Raw genomic sequence first — 20,968 nt, 5'->3', positions numbered from 1 at the left:
TCATGGAAAAAGTATTGGAAGTGAAGGATCTGCATGTCTCGTTTGATACGTATGCAGGTGAAGTCAAAGCTGTGCGGGGCGTCTCTTTTGATTTGCACAAAGGGGAAACCTTAGCGATTGTTGGGGAGTCTGGTTCAGGAAAATCGGTTACCTCCCAAGCCCTCATGCGCCTCATTCCCTCTCCTCCAGGGCGTATCCCGAAAGGACAAGTCTTGTTTGAAGGCAGAGACTTGGTCACTTTGAGCGAAAAAGAGATGCAGGATGTACGCGGTCGCGACATCTCGATGATTTTCCAAGACCCGATGACCTCGCTCAACCCGACGATGACCATCGGCAATCAAATTATGGAAAGCTATATCAAGCACCAAAAGCTGTCTCGTGCAGAGGCCAGAAAAAGATCGATTGAGCTTTTGGAAATGGTCGGCATCCCGTTTGCAAAAGAACGGATCGACCAGTACCCACACCAGTTTTCTGGTGGAATGCGTCAGCGGATCGTGATTGCCATCGCACTCGCTTGCAATCCAAAAGTGATTATTGCGGACGAGCCTACGACTGCTTTGGACGTGTCAATTCAGGCGCAAATTCTGGAGCTGCTCAAGGAACTGCAACAAAAAATGGGTACCTCCATCATTTTCATTACGCATGACCTCGGTGTTGTAGCCAATATGGCTGACCGTGTAGCGGTGATGTACGCTGGTAAAATTGTAGAAATCGGTATGGTTGATGAGATTTTCTACGATCCTAAGCATCCGTATACGTGGGGCTTGCTCGGCTCGATGCCGAATCTGGATACGAATGAAGAAGAACTCATGTCGATCCCTGGTTCTCCTCCTGATATGTTTCGTCCTCCGGTTGGCGATGCCTTTGCCGCACGCAATCCGTATGCGCTCAAAGTGGACCTGGAATATGAGCCGCCTATGTTCAAAATCTCGGACACACACTACGCAGCTACCTGGCTGCTGCATGAGATGGCTCCTCACATCGAACCGCCTGCTTCTGCGGTCCGCAAGAAAATCACTCCTTCCACAGAGAAGGTTGAACCGTTGCAGATGCGTACTCCCGAGGAAGCTCCAAACCCTGACACGAGGGAGAAGCTTCTGGAAATCAAAAACCTGCAGCAGTATTTCGACCTTGGCGGTGGCCATACGTTAAAAGCGGTCGATGGCATCAGCTTTGATATTTATAAAGGTGAGATTTTCGGTCTTGTTGGCGAATCCGGCTGCGGAAAATCCACCACAGGCCGCACGATCCTCCGTCTCTATGATGCAACAGGCGGCGAAGTGCTTTTCAAAGGCAAAAGCGTTCACGGCAAAAAGACGATGGAAGAAAAGAAATGGCTCAATCGCAAAATCCAGATGATCTTCCAAGACCCGTATTCGTCTTTGAATCCACGTCTGACAGTCTCGGACATTATTGCGGAAGGCATCGATATTCACGGTCTGCATTCCAAGGAAGAGCGGATGAAAAAAGTATACGAGCTGCTGGAAACAGTCGGTCTTAACCGTGAGCATGCCAGTCGTTATCCGCATGAATTCAGCGGCGGACAACGCCAACGGATCGGCATTGCGCGCGCATTGGCAGTTGATCCCGAGTTTATCATTGCGGACGAGCCTATCTCTGCACTGGACGTATCGATTCAGGCACAGGTCATCAATTTGCTCAAGCGTTTGCAAAAAGAAAAAGGACTTACCTACCTCTTCATTGCCCATGATCTGTCCATGGTGAAATATATCAGTGACCGGATCGGGGTTATGTATCGCGGACGTATCGTTGAGCTGGCGGAAAGTAACCGCCTGTACGAAAATCCGATCCATCCGTACACCAAATCGCTGCTCTCTGCCATTCCATTACCAGACCCGGATTATGAGCGCGGTCGCAAACGGATTATCTTCGATGATGAGTCCTATTTGCAAAACCAGGGCGAGGAACGTGTCCTGCGTGAGATTGAACGCGGTCACTGGGTTGCCTGCACGCAAAAAGAATACGAAATGTACGGAGGCGTATTGGTGTAAGCCAATCCCTATCAAGCAAAAAAAGGAGCTGGGCATCGCGTGCCTGCTCCTTTTTTCTTTATACCTTTTGCTCCAGCCATATTTTGTACACCTTGCGCGGTCTGCCTCGCATGTATGGCTTTTCTTCTGCGACGATTTCGGCAAACCCCTTCTCTTCCAGCTCAGTCAGTATGCGCCGGGCACTTCTTTGCGTAATTTGCATGTATTGAGCAAGCTCCTGTGAGCTGATTTCTTCACTGGAGAGCTTGCGCAAAACGGATTTTAACTTTTGCAAGGTAGAGACACCAAGCGAGGTTGCCTTGCTGATCGCATGCAGCTCCTCTGAGGCGTACGAATACGTGATTTGCTCAGGCTTGCCCAGTGGTCCTGCAATTTTCTTATATAGCCACAGCTAATTTTGAAATGTGAGAAAATACCGTTCTCTGCTTGGAACAATAAAAAGAGCCGCAGGGACATGCCCTCGGCTCCTCGTATTTTTCATCTTTATGGCTTCATTCGCAATAGACGCATGCTGTTTAAAATCACGATCAACGCTGCTCCGGTGTCACTCAGTACCGCCAGCCACAAGGTGAGCCAGCCAGGGAAAATCAAGACGAGCGCCACCAGCTTGATGATAATCGAGAACCAGATGTTTTGCTTAATAATTTGCAGTGCTCTGCGACTGATATTTATCGTATGCGGAAGCTTCTCCAGATTGTCTGCCATTAGCACAATATCAGCCGTTTCCATAGCGGTATCGGTGCCAGCGCCTCCCATAGCGATTCCCAGATCAGCAGTTGCCAATGCAGGTGCGTCATTAATTCCGTCGCCGACCATCGCTACGACCTTGCCCTCTTTTTGGAGAGCCTTGACAGCTTCGACCTTGTCCCCTGGCATCAGCTCGGCAAAATAGCGACTGACCCCAGTCTGCTTCGCCACCTTTTGGGCGGTTCCGCTATTATCACCCGTCAGCATGACAATCTCGTCTATCCCTGCTGCTTTTATCTTGCTGATGGCACTGACCGTAATTTCCCTGATTGTATCTGCCACCGCAATCATTCCGAGGATAGCCTGAGAGGTCCCTACGATGACCAGTGTATTTCCTTCGCTTTGCAGCGCTTGAATCTGTTCTTTATACGCGGTCAGGTCTACACCCAGCTCTTCGAATAAAGCAGGCTTACCCGCATAGTATTTTTGAGCGTTGATCGTAGCCTCTGCGCCTTTTCCGACAATCGCCTGAAAATCTTCGCCTGCGAGGGCTGCGATATTGTGGGCATCCGCATATTGAATAATCGCTTGTGCAATCGGATGGCTGGAGCGCTCCTCAATCGTTTTTGCGATTGCGAGTACCTCTTGCTCGCTTCCCTGAATTTCGATGACTTCTGCGACCTGCGGCTTGCCTTCTGTGAGCGTACCGGTTTTATCAAAAGCGATAGCGCTAATGACCCCTGCGCGCTCCAAAAATGTACCGCCCTTGATCAATACGCCGTTTCGTGCAGCATTGCCGATAGCGGATACGATTGCTACCGGAGTCGAAATCACCAAAGCGCACGGGCAGGCAACCACGAGAAGCTCCAATCCTTTGTAAAACCATTCACCCCATGTTCCCCAAGAAAAAAGCGGAGGAATCACAATCACCGCAAGTGCCATAATCAGGACGACCGGTGTATAGATCGCAGCAAATTTATCTACGAAGGCTTGCGTAGGCGCTTTTTTCTCCTGTGCTTCCTCCACAAGATGAATGATCCGCGCAATCGCTGTATCTTCCACTAGCTTCGTGACCTTGATTTCCAACGATCCGTTTTCGTTGACGCTACCGGCAAAAACAGAATCTCCCGTCATTTTATCAACCGGAATGGATTCGCCTGTAATCGGAGCCTGATTCACACTGCCTGTTCCTTGAAGAACGATCCCGTCCAACGGAATTTTTTCTCCTGGCTTAACTACAATCACTGCGCCCACGCCGATGTCTTCAACAGACACGCGGGTAAGAGAATCACCCTGCTTTACCCACGCCTCAGGAGGTGCCAGATCCATCAGGTTGCGGATGGAGTCCCGCGTCTTCTCAATTGATTTGGTTTGCAGCAAATTCCCGATTGAGAACAGCCAGACAACGGTGGCTCCTTCCAGCCACTCGCCAATCAATGCCGCTCCAATCGCGGCGACTGACATCAGCACGTTCATGTCGAGTGATTTGCTCTTAATCGCATAAAACGCACTGCGTGCCGGCCTGTAGCCACCACTGATGATGGCCAGTGCATACAATATCGTAACAAGCATGGGCGATACACTCGTATAGGAACCGAGAAAGCCTGCTACAAGCAGTACCCCGGAGATAATCGCGAGACGCTCTCCTGTCCGATCGGTGTGGGCTGCCTGCTTATTTGCCCGCTTCGAAAGTGACATTGCGGTATAGCCTGCCTTGGCTACTTCCTTCACGATTGCCTCGTCCTCCAGACCTTCTTGGACGAGCTGCATTTTCCCCGTGGAAAAGTTGACGACGACATCCTTTACAGCAGGTAATGATTTCATGTGCTTTTCCAATGATTTGGCACACGAGCTGCAGTCCATCCCATGAACGCGGTAAACAACTGCCTGTGAGGAGATCAGGCTTGCTGCATCCCCGGCCACAGCAACATTACCTACAACCGGCAGAGTTTTTACAGAGCTGCCATGCTCTGAACTACAATGATGATGATCTGTGCAGCAAGCGTCCTTCTTATGTTCATCCGACATTTGCAATCACCTATTTTCCAAGCATTTATTTTACCCAAGGTACAGCTATCCTATAAACATTCAAACGGATATTTAATTATTATATTATCTTAACATTCTTTTTCGTTCAAGAATCATTTGGAGTATTTTGCCTATTTTTTCGAAAGTTGTCGTTTTGCCCCAAAAAAAAGACCCCCACATACGGGGAGTCCCTTGCCAACAATACGCCTGCCCTATTTTTTTGTGACAACGTTCGGAGCTGTTTGCCAGCTTTCTCCGCAATCCAGGCAGACACACTTGATCACTTTGCGCTTCTCCAATGAGAGACGGACTGCAAAAAGCACGAATGCACCTGCAAGCCCGAGAAACAAATAGATCACAGGTGTTCCTTGAAGCGAAATGCCGATCAAGGCAAGCAAGAGCAGAACAAATACGTAAATAATGACATATAAACGGCGATTAATCATTTCAGTAAAATCGATTTTAGTGGAGCGACACTTGGCGCATTTCTGCTGAACATTCATGGTATTCTCTCCCTACTTGTTACACACCCGCGCGGCGAGGCTTGTCAAAACCATCTTACACGAAAAGCAGGAGAGACACTATACTGCCACCAAAATGTCTTTTTTCCTTTCCACTTTTCACGGGAATGACTATAATAATAGGACATTGTACGTAAGCAAGAGGTGATTTTCTGGTGTCTCCGAAACAGCGGGATGACGTCTGTGAAGTTCAGTGTTTTGATGATGAAAAAGTAAACCGATTAAAACCGTTCGCCGCCGAGTCAGAAGGCGTAGCGAAAATCTTCAAGGCGTTGGCTGACGATACCCGTGCCAAAATCATTCACATCCTGTCCATGGAGGATGAGCTTTGTGTTTGCGATATTGCCAATATCATCGGCAGCTCGATCGCCAACACCTCCCACCATTTGCGGCTATTGCGCAATATGGGGCTTGCCAAGTATCGGAAGGAAGGAAAGCTCGTATTCTACTCGCTGGACGATGACCACGTTCGACATCTGATTACAGCAGGGGTTGAGCATGCAAAGGAACAACGAACGCCGATCCGAGCTACCTGATAGCTCGGTTTTTTCTTTTTTCGCGGTTATCCTATTTTGCTGTTGCGCAGCCTGAGTGCGTTGAGCACGACCGAAACCGAGCTGAATGCCATAGCTACCCCCGCAAGCCACGGCTCCAAAAAGCCAAGCATAGTAGCTGGAATCGCAATCACGTTATAGAAAAGTGCCCAAAACAAATTCTGCTTAATGTTTGTCATCGCTTTTTGGCTCAAGGAAAAAGCATGTACGACTCCTTTTACATCTCCGTGCATAATCAAAATATCAGCGGAATCCTTGGAGATATCTGCCCCTGTTCCCAAGGCAATTCCGATATTCGCCGCCATCAGGGCAGGTGCATCGTTCACCCCGTCGCCAACCATCGCTACCTTCTTCCCTTTTGCTTGCAAGTCCCTGATCAATTCAGCCTTTTGTGAAGGCAATATACCGGCATAGACACGTCCAATCCCCGCTTGCCTGGCAATGCTGCGGGCGGTAAACGGATTGTCTCCGGTGAGCATGATCGTTTCCTTGCCCATCTGGGTGAGCCGCTGAACAGAAGGCTTTGCATCCTCCTTGACCATGTCGGACAGCACCAGATAGCCTGCAAACTGGTCGTTGATCGAGACGAGTGTAACCATCTTTCCCTCTGCCGCATGCGCTTCTACTTTTTCCATAACGAGCGTCGTATCCACATTTTTGCTGCCAAGAAATTTGGGTGAGCCAATCAGGATTGACTGTCCCTCTACCGTGGCTTGTATGCCGTAGCCAGGGTAGGACGTGAAGGAGGAGGCCGTCGGAATACGAATTCCACGTGCTTTGACAAAAGCTACGACCGCTGCCGCCAACGGGTGCTCAGATGTCGTCTCTGCTGCCGCTACCAGTCGCAGGAACGCTTCTTTTTCCCAGCCCCGTATCTCAATGTCCACGACCTCATGCTTGCCGAGGGTAAGCGTACCTGTCTTGTCAAAAATGACCGTGTCCACCTTTTGAAGTGTCTCTACATACTTTCCTTGCTTGAACAGTATCCCAAGCTGTGCGGCTCTACCCGAAACGACCAGAATGGACATCGGCGTAGCAAGTCCAAGTGCGCACGGGCAGGCAATGATGAGGACAGCAATCGCCTTTTCCAGCGACTGTCCAAAAGCTTGTGCAGTAAAGAAATAGTACCAGGCAGCAAATGTAATGAGCGCAATCGTGATGAGGATAGGGACGAAAACATCGGTAATTTCATCTGCAAGGCGTTGAATCGGCGCTTTTGACAGCTGTGCTTCCTCCACAGTTTTTATCACCTGCGTCAATGCGGTATCACTGCCTACTTTGGTGGTCTGCACCTTTAGCCAGCCGCTTTGATTCACGGTCGCTCCGATGACTGCGTGTCCTTGCCATTTCTCAACAGGAAGACTCTCCCCTGTGAAAATGGACTGATCGATGCTGGCATGTCCTTCAAGGACAATCCCGTCTGTCGGTATCCGCTCTCCTGGTTTGACAATAAAAATATCCCCTACAACGAGTTCTTCCACAGGGATCTCTCGAATCTCCTGATTGCGCAGGACATTCGCTGTTTTCGGCTGGAGCTGATGAAGCTGCCTGATCGCATTTTTCGTCCGATCCTTGGCCATCGCCTCTAAATATTTGCCCAAAAGCAAAAAAGTAAAAATGACGGCACATGATTCGTAGTAGAGTGTCAAATGCTCAGCAGGCTGTCCGATCGTCGCAAAGGTCAGATAATGGCTATATAAAAAAGCAGCGGACGTGCTCAGGACAACCAGCACATCCATGTTTGCCGTCCTGCTTTTAAGCGCATTCCACGCTCCGATGTAAAAGGATTGTCCAATGAAAAGCTGAATGGGCAGCGCAAGCGCAAGCTGGAAAAAGGGATTCAAAAACAAGTCGGGCACCCAAATAAACGAGGTAAAGGAAAAATGCGCAGCCATTGCCCAGAGCAGGGGAAGTGTGAGGATCGCAGACAAAATGAACCGTTGCAGCAATACCGTTTTTTCTGTGTGCGGCTCTTCTACATTCAAGCTGGCCTGAAACCCTAATCTTTCAATCTTATCTATGATTTCCTGATCATTAATTTGCGTGCCATCGAAGGCCACACGCGCTTTGTTTGTAGTCAAATTCACCTGAACCTCGATTACGCCTTCTGCTTTCATCAATCTTTTCTCTATACGATTGGCGCAGGCAGCACAGGTCATGCCCGTTACCTGATAAAATTGTACGGTCGTCATCGCGAGCTCCCCTTCATCATCAAGAAACATGTCCCCTAGTAATCACTATGCGGACAGGCAAATTTATAGACGATGAAGAATGAATGGCTGGCTATCTGAATACGATATGGTGCTTGGAATCAGAGAGAAAGTGGTGAGTGATCTGAGAAAACCGGCTTATTTATCTGCATTTTTGTCTCTCGTTTTTCTACTGCTCCCTGCCTGCTCTGGCCAAAACCAGCAGGAGCATTCGCAGCATGGGGCTGCTGCTACAGCAGGGACAACAACGCCCCTACTAGTCATACAGGATATGTCCATTCCTTTACAGGTTGAGCTTGAGCCAACAAACGCCCAAATTTTAAAAGAAAACCAGCTACGTATCATTGTACCTGCCGAGCACGTCGACAAGCTAAAGCTGGCCAAGGTTTCTGTCACCCTTACGATGCCGAGTATGGACCATGGTGCTGTCAATTTTGAAGCGGCAGCGTTCAAGGATGGCGAGTTTACTGCAAAGATCATCCCCACCATGGTCGGAGGCTGGCTCGCCACGATTACGTTTGAGGTAGACGGGCAAACCGCTACAGCTACATACCCGTTCGAAGCGGTGCCCTAAGCCCTGTGCTCTCACCACAGCCACGGATTTACATGCGGTATCCAGCCATTAATGACCATGCCCCGCAAAATCGAAATGATTCCGATGATAAGCGCAAGCATATTGCCGATCAGCATTACCCTTGAGCGCAGCGCTTTGGTTAGCACAAAGGAGAATACCCCGATCAAGATCAGTGCTGGCAGTGTCCCCAACCCAAAAAGCAACAGGGTGAGCGCTCCTTGCCAAACACTTCCCGAAGCGGCTGCTTTCATATGCATCGTATATGTAAGTCCACATGGTAAAAAGCCCAGCAAGAGTCCACTGACAAAGACAGGCATTACTCCTGGCCGCGTTTTTAGCTTTTGCAGCAACTGTTGAATGACAGGCAGCTTGAGCGGACTCCATTTGTCCAATGGCAGCGCCACCTTTTTTCCGATCCACAAAATGATGAACACCCCTCCGAGAATATTCGCAATGCCTTGCAGACCCACAATCGTTCCAGCGGCATTGACGAATGATCCGATAAAGCCCATGAAGGCTCCCACGCTGATATACGTCAAAATCCTGCCCAGGTTGTATGCCATGATCGTCTGTGCCAGGGAAGCCTTGGACTGAAAGGTCATCGCTGACATGATGCCTCCGCACATGCCGATACAATGCGGGGCGCCCAGCAGTCCTGTCAACACGATCAACCAGTAATCATACAGACCAGCGCTCATCGCATTGTCCCTCTTTCGTCAGTGGTGTCATCCCTTTTCCTACCTTAATGGTGCCAGCCCGCTTTTATGCCTGTGATCCATACACACAGCAAACCCCCTCAAGCATTTGCTCAGGGGGTTTGTTCATGCTTGGGAAGACGAACGGTAATCGTCGTTCCCTCTTTTTCTTTACTGTGAATCTCGATGGTGCCACCTGCTACCTGCACGATTTTCCTGACGATGGACAAGCCCAGACCGCTTCCTGTCGCTTCCCGGTTGCGTGCCTTGTCGCCTTTATAAAAACGGTCGAAGATGTGCGCCAGCTCTTCCTCCGAAATGCCCATGCCATTGTCCGAAATGGTCACGACAATCTCTGTATCGGCGTGAAGCGAGATCGAAATTGTGCCTGCAGATGGAGTAAACTTGATGCTGTTGGAAATCAGGTTGATCCATACCTGGCTGAGCAAATGCCTATCCGCATTGATCGACACTTCTGGCAGCTCCAGCTCGATATTCAACCTCTTTTGCTGCCACTGATGCTCCAGCATGAGCAAGACTTGACGGATTTGCTCATCTAGCCGAAAAACAGACGGCTCATAAAGCTGCGTTTCCTTGTCCAAAGAAGCAAGCGTGAGCAATTGCTTACTCAAAGAGGATAGTCGGCGGCTCTCTTCCTCAATGATGGCTAAATACGCCTCCTGCTGCTCACGGGTTGCTCCCCCGCTTCTGATTGCCTGCGAAAAACCTTGGATGGACGTAAGCGGAGACTGGATTTCGTGCGACACATTGGAGACAAACTCCTGTCTCATCTCATCCAGCTGCTTGAGCGACTGCGTCATCTGCGTGAAATTCACTGCCAAATCCCCGATTTCGTCACGCCGGGAAATGTCCAGTGGGATATCGTACTGGCCCTCTGCCAGCTTTTTTGTCGCCTTGGTTAACGTCCGGATCGGCTTCACCAAATAGCGGGTAAAAATCAGGATCAATACCATGCAAAGCAAAAAAGTTGCTGCCAGCAAAAAAGCAAACAAAATATGCACCTCGCCAAACTGCTGTTCAATGCTTGGTCGTACAAACAATGCATACTTTTTACTATTCGCTTCAAGTGGCATTCCGATGCTATTTTGTAGGGTGTTCTCAAAGAAACCAGTCACAAACAAACCGTGCTTTTCTTCCGTGATCCCTCGATAAATCTCACCGCCAAGCACTTTTTGAACGATTTGTGGGTCGAGCTTCTCTTCTCGAAATGGAGCGCCGAATTCGCTTTTCACCCCGTTTTCATCCACGAGATAGATCTGAAAGTTCAAATTCGCGATATGCGTCATAAAGCCTTGCAAATCAAGCGAGGCATTGTGCTCGTACAAGTCGACGATTTGCTGACCAATCCGAATGATTTTCTGTTCATTGTAAGTGCGAAGATTGCGTTGATAGTATTCATTTGCGAGCAAAAAGCCGAGCGTTCCGCTAATGATCACGATAGCGATAAATGTCAGGACAAGGCGTACATAAAGAGACTTCACTAGCTTCGTACCTCCAGCTTGTAGCCCAAGCCACGCACCGTCGAGATGACAAAGTCATTCGTCTTGTCCGTGAACTTTTCACGCAAGCGCTTAATGTGGACGTCGATGGTTCGACTATCGCTTTCGTTGTTGCTTCCCCACACGAGCTCAAGCAGCTGATCTCTGGTAAACGTTCGATCCGGGAAGCTGGCTAACTGTACGAGCAATTCAAATTCCTTGAGCGGGAGATGAATTATCTCATCCCCCACCTTTACGACATGACTCATCCGATCAACGACTGTTTTGTTCATGACAATCACCTGTTTGCTGACCATCTGATAGCGCCTTAGAAGCGCCTTGATTCGATACAACAGCTCGGTAGGCTCAAATGGCTTGGTGAGATAATCATCGGTGCCAGCCCGAAAGCCTTTTTCCTTGTCCCGCACCTCGCCTTTGGCAGTGAGCATAATGACAGGAAGATCGTACGTTTCTCTTATTTGACGGCATAGCTCCAAGCCGTTTAATCCGGGCATCATAATATCTACAATGGCGAGATGAATGGCTTCCTCCTCCAGCAGGCGTGCTGCCTTCTCCCCATCGGACGCAGCCAGGACGAGGTAGCCTTCTTTTGCTAAATAAAAGCGCAGCAGCTCGCGAATATGCGGGTCGTCATCCGCAATTAATATGGTGACCTTCATCAGGATTCCTCCTTGTTACGCCAGTCTCAGGCTGACGACGAGAACGACGGCAGCAATCGCTACCACAAAAGCTAGCGACAACCCGAAAAATCTTTTACTTATTTGAGTATAACGGGTAGCATCTCCTTGTTTCAGTGCATTACGCAATTTTCTTGTCCACAACGTTACGAAAATAATGAACAGGAGAATAATCAAGCCGCCGCCTTCTTCCATCAGCTTGAGCCAGAGCGGCTTTTTTTGTCCTAACAGCCCTGCCTGAATAATCATCCCGATTCCTGAAAGCAGGACCGCAAATGCCGCAACCTGCAGAGTCGACCAGACTGTTTTGTTGGCTAACGCTGTTGCCACTTGGCCTTGATCTGTATATGCCTTGTAGGTACGCAAAAGCAGCAGGACGACGACCAACGCTCCAAACCAGACAGCCAAACCGATGATATGTGTAAAATACATTCCCGCGTACATGATCATTCTCCTTTTTCAGCGTAATGGGTGCTGCTTACTTGCGCTCCGTCCTGCAATTCAGACTGCCCTTCTATTACGACGACATCTCCAGGTGCAAGCCCTTTGCTGATGATGACGGCATCAGTCAAGCTATCGACTTTCTCAACCTCCTGCTTGTAGGCGCGATCCCCTTTAACGACATACACGTAGGTCTGACCATCCTGCTCTACCAGCGCTTTGTTCGGAAGCAAGATTCCTTTTTGTTCTTGGGAGCCGGGTATTGTTACATCCGCTCTCATTCCGGGACGAAAGGCCAGCTCGCGATTCGTCAGGCGGATTTCCACCGGGAACAGCTTCGTTTCACGGGCAGCGCTCAAGCCAACAAAAGCTACCTCCCCCTCCGTTTTTTTCGCGCCCAGTGCGGGTATTTTTACCTGGACGTGCTCTCCCTTCTTTAATGAGGAGAGTGAATCCTCTGCTACCTGGATCGTAACGAGGACGTGATCAAGCGATACGATTTCCGCCACTGTATTTTGATTTGCTACCAGATCGCCAGCGGACAGAGCCAGCTGATCGATCACGCCGTCCATCGAAGCTGTTATTTTTGTATCTGCAAGTGCGCGTTTGGCTTTCGCCAGCGCGATTTTTGCCGCCTCGACATCTGCCGATGAAACCTTGATTCCTGCCAAATCCTTGGCATCTGACTGGGTACTGGTGCGATAGCTGCTCTGTGCCCGGAGCCACTCGTCCTCTGCGGCATTCAGCTGTGCTGCCGGCAATGCACCTGCTTCCACCAATACTTTTATACGGTCATAGCTTTCTTTTGCATTGTCCAACGATTGCTTGGCGAGGCTCTTCGTTGAAGAAACTGCTTCTGTATCTGCGGCTTGACTCGCTTTTGCCTGTTCGAGTCTTGCGATTGCGGAGGCGAGCTTGCTTTCTTGCTCCCCCACATCCAGCTGTTGTCTCGTACTATCTATTTCTGCGATGAGCTGTCCCTTTTTGACCGTATCGCCCTTTTTCACGTACAACTTGGTTATCGTCCCTGTTGTCTGGGCAACCACTGTGCCAGCATTCTCTGCTGTGATACTGCCCATATACGAGTGTTCATTAGGCAAGGATTCTTGCTTTGCTGTTAGGACAGTAACCGGGACGTTCACAGAAACAGGTGGTGCTTCTTCCCCTTTTTCGTTCTGATTAGTGCAGCCCGCCAGCACGAGTCCCACTGTGAGCATGAGACTCGCAGCGATTGTACTCATCGACCGCTTGTTCATCTAATCTCCTCCTCACATGGCTTCCTGTGCAGATTTCAGTCGTTTGCGATTTCGCTTGCGGTGAGCGAATTGATACAAGCTTTCATAACCGACGGGAACAACAATCAGCGTCATCAAGGTGGATGTCAGCAGTCCCCCAATCACAACAACAGACAAGCCTTGGGACAGCAGGCTTCCTTCTGAAAATCCGAGAGCCAGAGGCAGCATGGCTGCAATGGTAGCCACGGCGGTCATCATGATTGGGCGAAGACGCGTTCTGCCTGCTTCGACCAGAGCTTCTCGGACAGGTAATCCTGCCGCTCGATGCTGCTGCACTCTGTCGATCAGCACGATTGCATTGGTCACCACGATGCCAATCAGCATCAAAAAGCCAATCATGACCGTCATATCCATGACCCCGCCCACCAGCCACAAAGAGAGCAAGCCCCCGATGGACGCTAGCGGCAGAGACAAAAGAACAGCCGCTGGCGACAAGAGATTTCCAAACGCTGCAACCATGACCAGCAATACAAGTAATATCGCAGCTCCCATCGCGGCGAGCATTTCTGTAAAGCCTTTTTGCATATCTTGTGAAATGCCCTCAGCACTCATGGAAACACCCGGTGGCAGATTCAGTTGCTGCAAAAGACGCGTCTGCTCTGCACTGACCCCACCTTTATCTGTACTGAGGATATCGGCGGTTATCTGGATATACGCTTTTCCGTCCTTGCGCAGTAGCTGCGGTGTTACTTCTTCTTTTTGCAGAGAGGCGATCTCTTCGAGTGATACTTGTTGTCCTGAAGTTGTCTTCACCCAAATTCCCGACAACTCATCTGGAGCTACGTTTGCACCCGCTCCGAAAACCAGCGCGTATTCCTTGCCATTTACCATGAGGCTTTTCAGGCTGGTTGTGCCTATTGCAGCGCCTACCTCTTTGGACACTTGCTCAGGTGTGAGCCCCCATTGCATCGCGCGATCCCGATCTACCTTGATCGATAGCTGACCGCGTGTCTCCGATACGTTGTCCTTGATATTGCTAAGCACCGGATTTTGTTTTAATCGGTCTTTTACCACAGCGGCCGCTTGCTTTAAGGTCGCTAGGTCCGTGCCGTACAGCACTAGCTGATAGCCACCCTGACCGCCTGCAGCAGGCTTGCTAAAAGTAATCTGGGAGCTGGCTGGCACGAATGGTTTTACACGCTCGCGAATTTGGGCCAGAACCTCATTTTCATCTGCGTCAGGTTTAAGCTTGATCGTCATGTCCGCAATATGAGAGCGTTTGGCGGCATCATCCCCTGAGCCTATCTTGCTTTGGATGTACAGGACTTGCGGCTCCTGCAGGACTGCCTTTTCTATTTCACTTGCCACAGCGCTTGTTTTTTCGAGGGAAGTCCCTATTGGCATGTTTATTTTGATATAAAGCAGATTCATATTTAGTTCAGGTAAAAATCCGGTCGGCAGCTTAGCAGCAAGCCCTATGCTCCCGACGAATAAAGCGAGGGTCACAATAGCGACCTTGCCCTTATTTTCAAGCGCTCGGCGCAGCAGCCTTGTGTACACCCCGGAAAGCTTTCCGCTGGGATGCTGCTTGGACGGTTCATGGCGCATGGTGACACTCGCCAATAGTGGTACCACGGTAACTGCGACGATCAACGATGCCAGCAAGGACCATGTAACTGCCGCTGCAAATGGCTTGAAAAAGTCCCCCAGCATGCCGCTGACAAAGGCAATCGGCAAAAAGACAGCAACGGTTGTGAGGGTCGACGAAGTAATTGCACTGCCTACCTCGCCTACAGCCTTGATAATCGTCGACTTGGTGCGAGGCTCGGTCTGAAAGCGGCGGAAGATGTTTTCAATCACGACAATGCTGTCATCCACCACCCGCCCAATCGCGACCGTCATTCCGAACAAGCTCATCAGATTGATCGTCATGCCATTAAACTTCATAAGCATAACGCTAACGAGCACACAAAGCGGAATCGATACGACCACAATCAGCGTTGTTTTTACGCTGCGAAGGAATAAATAGATGACCGCAATCGCCATCACGATTCCCATCGCTCCTTCTTTGGCCATCCCGCCAATTGAGCTTTTGACAAAATCAGAGCGATCCGAAACCATTTCAAAATCCAAATCCGGGTATTTCACGCGATAGTCATCCAGCTTATCGTGTATGGCGTCGCTGATCGCTACGATGTTTCCTTCTGACGTTTTGGCGATTTGTACAGCAACAGCAGGCTTTCCATTCAATCTGCTGATCGAGTTACTCTCCATTTCCCAATCCACGTCTGCCAAATCACCCAGTTGCAGATAGCCTTGGGCGTTATTATCAGCTCCTGGCACACGCAGTTTGGTTTTCTTAAGGTCGTCTACGCTTTTGTATTCGTTGGTAAAACGAGCGATGTAATCTTGACCATCAGCTGTGACACTCCCGACGGAAGCTGCCATATGCTGCCCCGTTATCGCCTGCCGCAGATCGGATGCAGTCATGCCATAGTAATGCAAATCATCCTGCCGCGGCTTGATGCGTACGAGCCTGGTTGCAAGTCCGATCGCTTCTGCTGATTCCACCCCGCTAATCGTTTGCAGGTCTTCCACGATGGAATCCTTTACGACTCGATAAAAGGCCTCATTTGACCGCAGCTGCTCTTTATTGCTAATCGCGAGAAAATACATCGGCTCTGAACCAACCACACTGAGCTTTACGCTTGGTCTGCCTGCTGTGTTGGGAAGCTTGGCATTCGTGACGCTTTTCTCCACGTCTGCCTCTACCTTTTCCATATCTGCGGAAGATTCAATGGAGACTGTAATAAGCGAATGATTCTCCTCTGAGCTGGAGATATACGTCTTTACCCCGCTCACTGCATCGATCACTTTTTCCAACGGCTTGGTCACGTCCTCCAAAACATCCTCCGAGGATGCATTCGGATACGCCGTGGATACTGTGAGCATCCCCAGCTTGGCTTGTGGTTCGCTCTCTATATTGATGACGGTAAATGAAAAAATCCCACCTAGCGCAACAAGCAGCGATAGGATGACCACCATCGCGGGATTTTTCAACGATAATCGGGTTAGCCATTGCACCGGCTCATTGCCTCCCTTGCTCTTTTTTCTCTACCGCATGCTGGCAGAACAGGTTACGTAGATCACTATAGAGGTCCAATATGAACGACTGATGAACAAAGCTTGACGAAATAGCCACACCAAAAAGCCATCGTCACCTACAGACGAGGCTCTAGTCCCCCTGTGCAACGATGGCTTGCTTTTCTATATGGTCACAACTCCATTAGCTTTAAACAAATGATTAAAGGAGTGTTTTTCCTAGTCTTACCCGGTCATCGACTCTGCTGCTCTTTGACATATAAGATGAATTACTCGCTAAAAGTATCCGCAAACCACTGCGCAGAAGCATCTACTTCCTTAACAGTAAGCTGATGACCGTACGATTCCCAGTGCAGTGTAACCGAAGCCCCTGCATCTGACAACAATTGCTGCAATTCCTTCGTCTCCAGTGGTGAGCAGATTGGGTCGTTTGAACCCGCCCCGATAAACACGGGAAGCTGTGACATATCGGGCAGCGAAATCCCCCGTCTTGGAACCATCGGGTGGTACAAAATCGCCCCTTTTAACACATCAGGATAATGGAACAGCAGGCTTCCGGCGATATTGGCCCCATTGGAGTAGCCCACAGCGATGATGTTTTCGCGCTCAAATTTGTACTGGACAGACGCCTGATCCAAAAAATCATGGAGCTCCTGCGTACGGAAGACGAGATCCTCTTCGTCAAAAACGCCTTCAGCCAGACGTCGAAAAAATCTAGGCATGCCATTTTCCAGTACGTTTCCGCGCACGCTCAATACAGAAGCGCCAGGGTAGATACGGTCAGCGAGTGGCAGCAAGTCGTTCTCATCGCCTCCTGTCCCATGGAGAAGCAGCAGGGTTGGTGCAGCAGGATTCGTTCCTTTGCGAAAGATGTGCTTCATTACTTATCTCCCTCCAAAACACGTACAGTAATTGGCGTCAAGCCTTGCTCGATCTGGGCACGACGCGGTTCATACCACTCCGGCAGCATCAATTTTTCACCCAGCGACTCGAATGGCTCATCCCGTTCAAAGCCTGGAGGATCAGTCGCGATTTCAAACAAGATTTCGCCTGGCTCACGGAAGTAAATCGCATTGAAGTATTGTCGATCAATGATATCCGTAGGGTGTAAGCCCGACTGCGCCACACGCTCCTGCCACATGCGATGATCTTGCTCGCCCTTGGCACGCCAAGCGATATGGTGGACAGTTCCGGCGCCACCTGCGCCTCTCGGCATTGGCTCTGCATTGATGTCGATGATATTGCCCAAATCTCCACTAGCCTTGAAGCGAACCAGTCCATTTTCTTCTCCTACCTTTTGCAGCCCCATCAGCTTTTCCAGAACAGCCATCGTGTAGGTTGGAGCCACACTGTACAAAATCGCACCACCAAAGCCTTTGATCGCTTTATCTGCGGGAACACCGCCAAAGCTCCACTTGCTCGCAGGTCCTCCCTCGCGCTCCACGATCTCCAGCTGCAGACCGTCTTTATCCGCAAACTGCAAATACGTTTCGTTAAATCGCTCCACGCGTTTATACGTTACCCCTAATTTTGTCAGTCGCTCTTCCCAAAATGTCAGCGAACCAACCGGAACGAGGAAGGTGGTATAGCCTACCTGACCACCGCCAATGCGCCCTTGGCGGGATGTCTCCCATGGAAAGAAGGTAATGGCCGTACCCGGACTTCCTACTTCATTACCGAAGTACAGATGATAGACTTCAGGCGCATCAAAGTTGATTGTTTTTTTCACGAGACGCAGCCCCAGAATCCCTGCGTAAAAGTCAACGTTGTCCTGTGCACTTTTAACAAATGCTGTGATGTGGTGAATTCCTGCTGTTTTCTGTGTCATTTGAATACCCTCCTGTTTATCGTTTCATGAATGGTTTTATTTGATCAGGCAAGTCATGCTCAAAACGTATCGTAGCTGACAAACTCACCGACTGGCTTGCGATAGCCTCTTACTCGCTGGTTGGAATGATCCTCTTTCCCAATGGTGATCATCATCGCTGGCACATATTGATCCGGGATGTTTAAAATTTGCTGCACGGCCTTGTGATCAAAGCCAATCATCGGACACGTATCCCAGCCCTTGTCTTTTGCAACCAGCATGAACAGCATGGCGGACAGACTGGCATTGCGGATGGCCTCATCCCGTTTGAACGAATCGCCACCAGCCTCATAAAAAGCTTGGACAGAGGATACGGTATGATCAAACTCACGCTGATCCATGACACCTAAATGAAGCAATCCCTCATGAATCGGTCCTACGTTTTGCTGGGCTTCCTTGTCACCTAGAACGAGAATGACTGCCGACGCCGTTTTTACCTTATACTGCCTATGTGCTGCTTCATATACTCGCTCTTTTGTTTCAGGATCGAGCACAACGACATAATGCGTGTGTTGCAAATTAAATGCAGACGGTGCGTACTTGACCATATTCATGATTTCATCCAGCTCTTCCCGTGAAATCGGAACATTCTCCAAAAACTTGTTAGCAGATCGACGGTTTTTTACCAGGGTAGTGAATTCACTCATGGGATTGCCTCCTCGTGCGTTTCTTATCCATAGAATTTTATTTAAAAAACATATATCTCAAATTAAAGATATTTAACAACCGATTTCTGGTGTACCTCCATCTTTTTACGATTGTTGATCAACCGGAGCTTGGGGAAGTAAGATGGCGAATACGAATTGTTTTAAAAATTATTATCTCGAATTTAAGATAATTATAGGTCGAATTTTTCCATTTGTCAACAAGTTGGGCCAGAAGAATAATTCTCCCGGCCCCATCGCATCGTTTATAGCTAGCTCTAGCGCCAGTACCAGTAAGCAGCGTACTCCGTCATCACGGAGGCGTGACCCATTTGCCGTAGCATCGCCGTTACATTTCCACGATGGTAGGTGCCATGATTCACGACTTGCAGCACCATTTCTGACAGACTGGTATCCCTGACTCCTGCGTATGGATTGTCGAGAACAAGCTTTCTTTCCAAGTCAGACTCTTGATCGAAAAAAGCTGTAAATCGATCAGCCAGCTCTCTGTACATGGCTTGCAATTCTACAACATTCTTTGTCTCCAGTTGTTTCTCCAACTCCCCCACACCACTCATCGCCTCGCGCATGTCTACGCCACCCATCATGCCGAGCCAGCCTTGGTCTACGATGTAAATATGATTCATTACTTTTGCAACGTTTGGGAAAACACTCTGCACTTCTTGCGTGTATACCTCTTCAGGAAGCTCCTTCAGCCGATTCAACAATGTTTGATTGGCCCACGTATGGAAGTCGTACATCGATTTTACATGCTCGGTCAGTGTCATCATTCATAGCCCCCTTCTTTTCCCTCTGTTCACTATAGGAATTCATCGGTAGCTTTATGATAACTCCGCTTACCTGACAGCTACGGTCAGTGAAGCTTGCTTTTCCAGCCAGTCGCGCATTTGCTCCAATCGAAATAACTGCTCAATATGAAACACTCCTGGCGAAAATTCAGTCGTGTAAAGGGATTTGGCAACCTCTGCCGCAACCAGTGCGGTTATTTTGGACTGATCCCTACCTTGCAGCAGCCACTCCACTTTGGTCTCTTTATTGTCCACACTTCCTTGCCCCTCGACTTTGATCGCAAAGCCGTCATCTCCCAGCTTCCAGCGTTCAAACGCCTCAATCGCAGCCTGCCGAATCCATGGGCGCTTCAGCAGTTGGCGTATTCCAAGTGTCCGCAAACCAGCAACGACTTTGGTCATCCGCTCCTGATCAAAGCCCAGCCGTGTCGATACAGTGGGCACACCGAGCGTTTGCGCCAATGTCTGCTGATCGGAAAAAGGAAAGCGGTACGCCTTTTTGCGTCCCAGCTCCGCTCCAAAATCGATGAGCTTGCCATCAGTAAAGCTGGCTACTTTTACCCGGCGATGCTCCTGCGTTACCTCAAAGTCGATACACAGGTTATCCACCGTCCATTCAATCGCCGCTCTTCCATGCTTGTCGCCCAATCCAAGCATAATCGAAATATCGAGCTGGGCCGTCTCCTCCAATAATCGCTGGGCTTCACCTGCCAATAAATTCGTCAAGCCAGGTGCAAGTCCAATGCTGAGCACACCAGTCCCACTTGCCTCTCCCAGTCTTCCCCACTGCTCCAGGTCGGTGAGAAAGACCCCATTCGCAGACACATCCATATAGTTTGTTCCACTGCGCAGACACGCCTCGGCAAAAGCCGTATCCGTTTGGTCCAGGCACATCACCACCAGCCTGACGCTTTCCAGCAAGCTGGCATCAAATGGCTTCGAGATATCCAGCTGCAGGGGCAGCACTTTTCCGTCTGTTTCCCGGCAAAACGCTTCTGCGGGCGCGCGCTTACGTCCCGCTGCATACACCTTGCCTGGAAAGACTTCTCCCAGCTCCTTGCAGATCGTTCCCCCCACATGACCATAGCCGCCCACAACGATGATGCTATCTTTCATATCAGACCACTCGTCCTTTTTTCTTCTGTTTTATACACTTCTATCCAGCTCAAGCTGTTTTCTCCGGCGCTCTATCCGCGCTCTGTACCCCCACACCAACAAACTGACGAGACCAATCCAGACAGATTGCGATCATCATCCAAAATGGTTGTCGGTTCATCCTGCTGCACCTGCTACCCTTTGTTGTACATAGCTAGCTCTCCATCTCACTTGCTCTTCCCAACTCCTCATGCTTCCTGTACATTATGATTAAGAACTATTCTCAATTATATAGTT

At 49.5% G+C, this 20,968-nt stretch carries 18 protein-coding genes; 3 read left to right on the top strand and 15 right to left on the bottom strand.

Annotation, left to right across the window (positions count from 1 at the left end):
* The first annotated feature begins 2 nt into the window (after nt 1–2).
* On the top strand, nt 3–2,012 hold the full coding sequence (locus tag ADS79_RS36480; RefSeq protein WP_084765530.1) for an ABC transporter ATP-binding protein: 2,010 nt from the start codon (nt 3–5) through the stop codon (nt 2,010–2,012).
* Between the two features lie 58 nt (nt 2,013–2,070).
* Here the strand turns inward: ADS79_RS36480 and ADS79_RS35885 are convergent, their stop codons facing one another.
* From ADS79_RS35885 to ADS79_RS00495, 3 genes are all read right to left on the bottom strand, one after another.
* Nucleotides 2,071–2,286: an HTH domain-containing protein gene (locus ADS79_RS35885; RefSeq protein WP_049736462.1), complete on the bottom strand. Its 216-nt coding sequence runs from the start codon at nt 2,284–2,286 to the stop codon at nt 2,071–2,073.
* A 209-nt stretch (nt 2,287–2,495) separates the two neighbouring features.
* Nucleotides 2,496–4,727 carry a heavy metal translocating P-type ATPase gene (locus ADS79_RS00500; protein WP_049736461.1) on the bottom strand — a complete coding sequence of 744 codons (2,232 nt, stop codon included), beginning with the start codon at nt 4,725–4,727 and terminating at the stop codon, nt 2,496–2,498.
* A 212-nt stretch (nt 4,728–4,939) separates the two neighbouring features.
* Nucleotides 4,940–5,230, bottom strand: a complete 291-nt coding sequence (locus ADS79_RS00495; protein ID WP_049736460.1) for a hypothetical protein — start codon at nt 5,228–5,230, stop codon at nt 4,940–4,942.
* A 173-nt stretch (nt 5,231–5,403) separates the two neighbouring features.
* On the opposite strand from ADS79_RS00495, the gene ADS79_RS00490 reads away from it, so the two are divergent.
* The gene (locus ADS79_RS00490) at nt 5,404–5,784 is read left to right on the top strand and encodes an ArsR/SmtB family transcription factor (RefSeq protein WP_084765527.1); all 381 of its coding nucleotides are present in this window, start codon (nt 5,404–5,406) and stop codon (nt 5,782–5,784) included.
* Between the two features lie 26 nt (nt 5,785–5,810).
* On the opposite strand, the gene ADS79_RS00485 is transcribed toward ADS79_RS00490, so the two are convergent.
* Nucleotides 5,811–7,994, bottom strand: a complete 2,184-nt coding sequence (locus ADS79_RS00485; protein ID WP_049736486.1) for a heavy metal translocating P-type ATPase — start codon at nt 7,992–7,994, stop codon at nt 5,811–5,813.
* Nucleotides 7,995–8,073: 79 nt separating this feature from the next.
* On the opposite strand from ADS79_RS00485, the gene ADS79_RS00480 reads away from it, so the two are divergent.
* Complete coding sequence (locus ADS79_RS00480) at nt 8,074–8,586, top strand: FixH family protein (protein WP_236699833.1); 513 nt, start codon at nt 8,074–8,076, stop codon at nt 8,584–8,586.
* A gap of 11 nt (nt 8,587–8,597) precedes the next feature.
* Here the strand turns inward: ADS79_RS00480 and ADS79_RS00475 are convergent, their stop codons facing one another.
* The 11 genes from ADS79_RS00475 to ADS79_RS00425 form a co-directional block, all read right to left on the bottom strand.
* A complete protein-coding gene (locus ADS79_RS00475; protein WP_049736458.1) occupies nt 8,598–9,284 on the bottom strand; it encodes a sulfite exporter TauE/SafE family protein in 687 nt (228 codons plus the stop codon).
* Nucleotides 9,285–9,394: 110 nt separating this feature from the next.
* Nucleotides 9,395–10,783, bottom strand: coding sequence for a sensor histidine kinase (locus tag ADS79_RS00470; RefSeq protein WP_049736457.1), 1,389 nt, complete (start codon nt 10,781–10,783; stop codon nt 9,395–9,397).
* On the bottom strand, nt 10,783–11,460 hold the full coding sequence (locus ADS79_RS00465; protein ID WP_049736456.1) for a response regulator transcription factor: 678 nt from the start codon (nt 11,458–11,460) through the stop codon (nt 10,783–10,785). The genes ADS79_RS00470 and ADS79_RS00465 overlap by 1 nt, the downstream gene beginning before the upstream one ends.
* Nucleotides 11,461–11,475: 15 nt before the next feature.
* On the bottom strand, nt 11,476–11,922 hold the full coding sequence (locus ADS79_RS00460; RefSeq protein ID WP_049736455.1) for a hypothetical protein: 447 nt from the start codon (nt 11,920–11,922) through the stop codon (nt 11,476–11,478).
* A gap of 2 nt (nt 11,923–11,924) precedes the next feature.
* Nucleotides 11,925–13,175 (bottom strand): efflux RND transporter periplasmic adaptor subunit, encoded by a 1,251-nt coding sequence (locus tag ADS79_RS00455; RefSeq protein ID WP_049736454.1) that lies wholly within the window; start codon nt 13,173–13,175, stop codon nt 11,925–11,927.
* A 12-nt stretch (nt 13,176–13,187) separates the two neighbouring features.
* The gene (locus tag ADS79_RS00450; RefSeq protein ID WP_049736453.1) at nt 13,188–16,238 is read right to left on the bottom strand and encodes an efflux RND transporter permease subunit; all 3,051 of its coding nucleotides are present in this window, start codon (nt 16,236–16,238) and stop codon (nt 13,188–13,190) included.
* A gap of 287 nt (nt 16,239–16,525) precedes the next feature.
* Complete coding sequence (locus ADS79_RS00445; protein WP_049736452.1) at nt 16,526–17,137, bottom strand: alpha/beta hydrolase; 612 nt, start codon at nt 17,135–17,137, stop codon at nt 16,526–16,528.
* The gene (locus ADS79_RS00440) at nt 17,137–18,084 is read right to left on the bottom strand and encodes a ring-cleaving dioxygenase (protein WP_049736451.1); all 948 of its coding nucleotides are present in this window, start codon (nt 18,082–18,084) and stop codon (nt 17,137–17,139) included. Before ADS79_RS00440 ends, ADS79_RS00445 begins: the two co-directional genes overlap by 1 nt.
* A gap of 59 nt (nt 18,085–18,143) precedes the next feature.
* The gene (locus tag ADS79_RS00435) at nt 18,144–18,770 is read right to left on the bottom strand and encodes a nitroreductase family protein (protein ID WP_049736450.1); all 627 of its coding nucleotides are present in this window, start codon (nt 18,768–18,770) and stop codon (nt 18,144–18,146) included.
* Nucleotides 18,771–19,045: 275 nt separating this feature from the next.
* Nucleotides 19,046–19,558, bottom strand: coding sequence for a DinB family protein (locus ADS79_RS00430; protein WP_236699832.1), 513 nt, complete (start codon nt 19,556–19,558; stop codon nt 19,046–19,048).
* 66 nt (nt 19,559–19,624) lie between these two features.
* The gene (locus tag ADS79_RS00425) at nt 19,625–20,692 is read right to left on the bottom strand and encodes a saccharopine dehydrogenase family protein (RefSeq protein WP_049736449.1); all 1,068 of its coding nucleotides are present in this window, start codon (nt 20,690–20,692) and stop codon (nt 19,625–19,627) included.
* Nucleotides 20,693–20,968: the final 276 nt, after the last annotated feature.

It is taken from the genome of Brevibacillus reuszeri, from assembly GCF_001187725.1.
Lineage (GTDB): Bacteria > Bacillota > Bacilli > Brevibacillales > Brevibacillaceae > Brevibacillus > Brevibacillus reuszeri.
The sequence above is the reverse complement of the archived record's forward strand: the minus strand, read 5'-3'. Positions and strand labels throughout refer to the sequence as shown.

Excerpts from the sequence above, each read along its gene's own strand:
- ADS79_RS36480 (WP_084765530.1), top strand. The coding sequence starts at position 3 with ATGGAAAAAGTATTGGAAGTGAAGGATCTGCATGTCTCGTTTGATACG.
- ADS79_RS00500 (WP_049736461.1), bottom strand. The coding sequence starts at position 4,727 with ATGTCGGATGAACATAAGAAGGACGCTTGCTGCACAGATCATCATCAT.
- ADS79_RS00495 (WP_049736460.1), bottom strand. The coding sequence starts at position 5,230 with ATGAATGTTCAGCAGAAATGCGCCAAGTGTCGCTCCACTAAAATCGAT.
- ADS79_RS00485 (WP_049736486.1), bottom strand. The coding sequence starts at position 7,994 with ATGACGACCGTACAATTTTATCAGGTAACGGGCATGACCTGTGCTGCC.
- ADS79_RS00480 (WP_236699833.1), top strand. The coding sequence starts at position 8,074 with ATGAATGGCTGGCTATCTGAATACGATATGGTGCTTGGAATCAGAGAG.
- ADS79_RS00475 (WP_049736458.1), bottom strand. The coding sequence starts at position 9,284 with ATGAGCGCTGGTCTGTATGATTACTGGTTGATCGTGTTGACAGGACTG.
- ADS79_RS00465 (WP_049736456.1), bottom strand. The coding sequence starts at position 11,460 with ATGAAGGTCACCATATTAATTGCGGATGACGACCCGCATATTCGCGAG.
- ADS79_RS00460 (WP_049736455.1), bottom strand. The coding sequence starts at position 11,922 with ATGTACGCGGGAATGTATTTTACACATATCATCGGTTTGGCTGTCTGG.
- ADS79_RS00455 (WP_049736454.1), bottom strand. The coding sequence starts at position 13,175 with ATGAACAAGCGGTCGATGAGTACAATCGCTGCGAGTCTCATGCTCACA.
- ADS79_RS00445 (WP_049736452.1), bottom strand. The coding sequence starts at position 17,137 with ATGAAGCACATCTTTCGCAAAGGAACGAATCCTGCTGCACCAACCCTG.
- ADS79_RS00440 (WP_049736451.1), bottom strand. The coding sequence starts at position 18,084 with ATGACACAGAAAACAGCAGGAATTCACCACATCACAGCATTTGTTAAA.
- ADS79_RS00435 (WP_049736450.1), bottom strand. The coding sequence starts at position 18,770 with ATGAGTGAATTCACTACCCTGGTAAAAAACCGTCGATCTGCTAACAAG.
- ADS79_RS00430 (WP_236699832.1), bottom strand. The coding sequence starts at position 19,558 with ATGATGACACTGACCGAGCATGTAAAATCGATGTACGACTTCCATACG.
- ADS79_RS00425 (WP_049736449.1), bottom strand. The coding sequence starts at position 20,692 with ATGAAAGATAGCATCATCGTTGTGGGCGGCTATGGTCATGTGGGGGGA.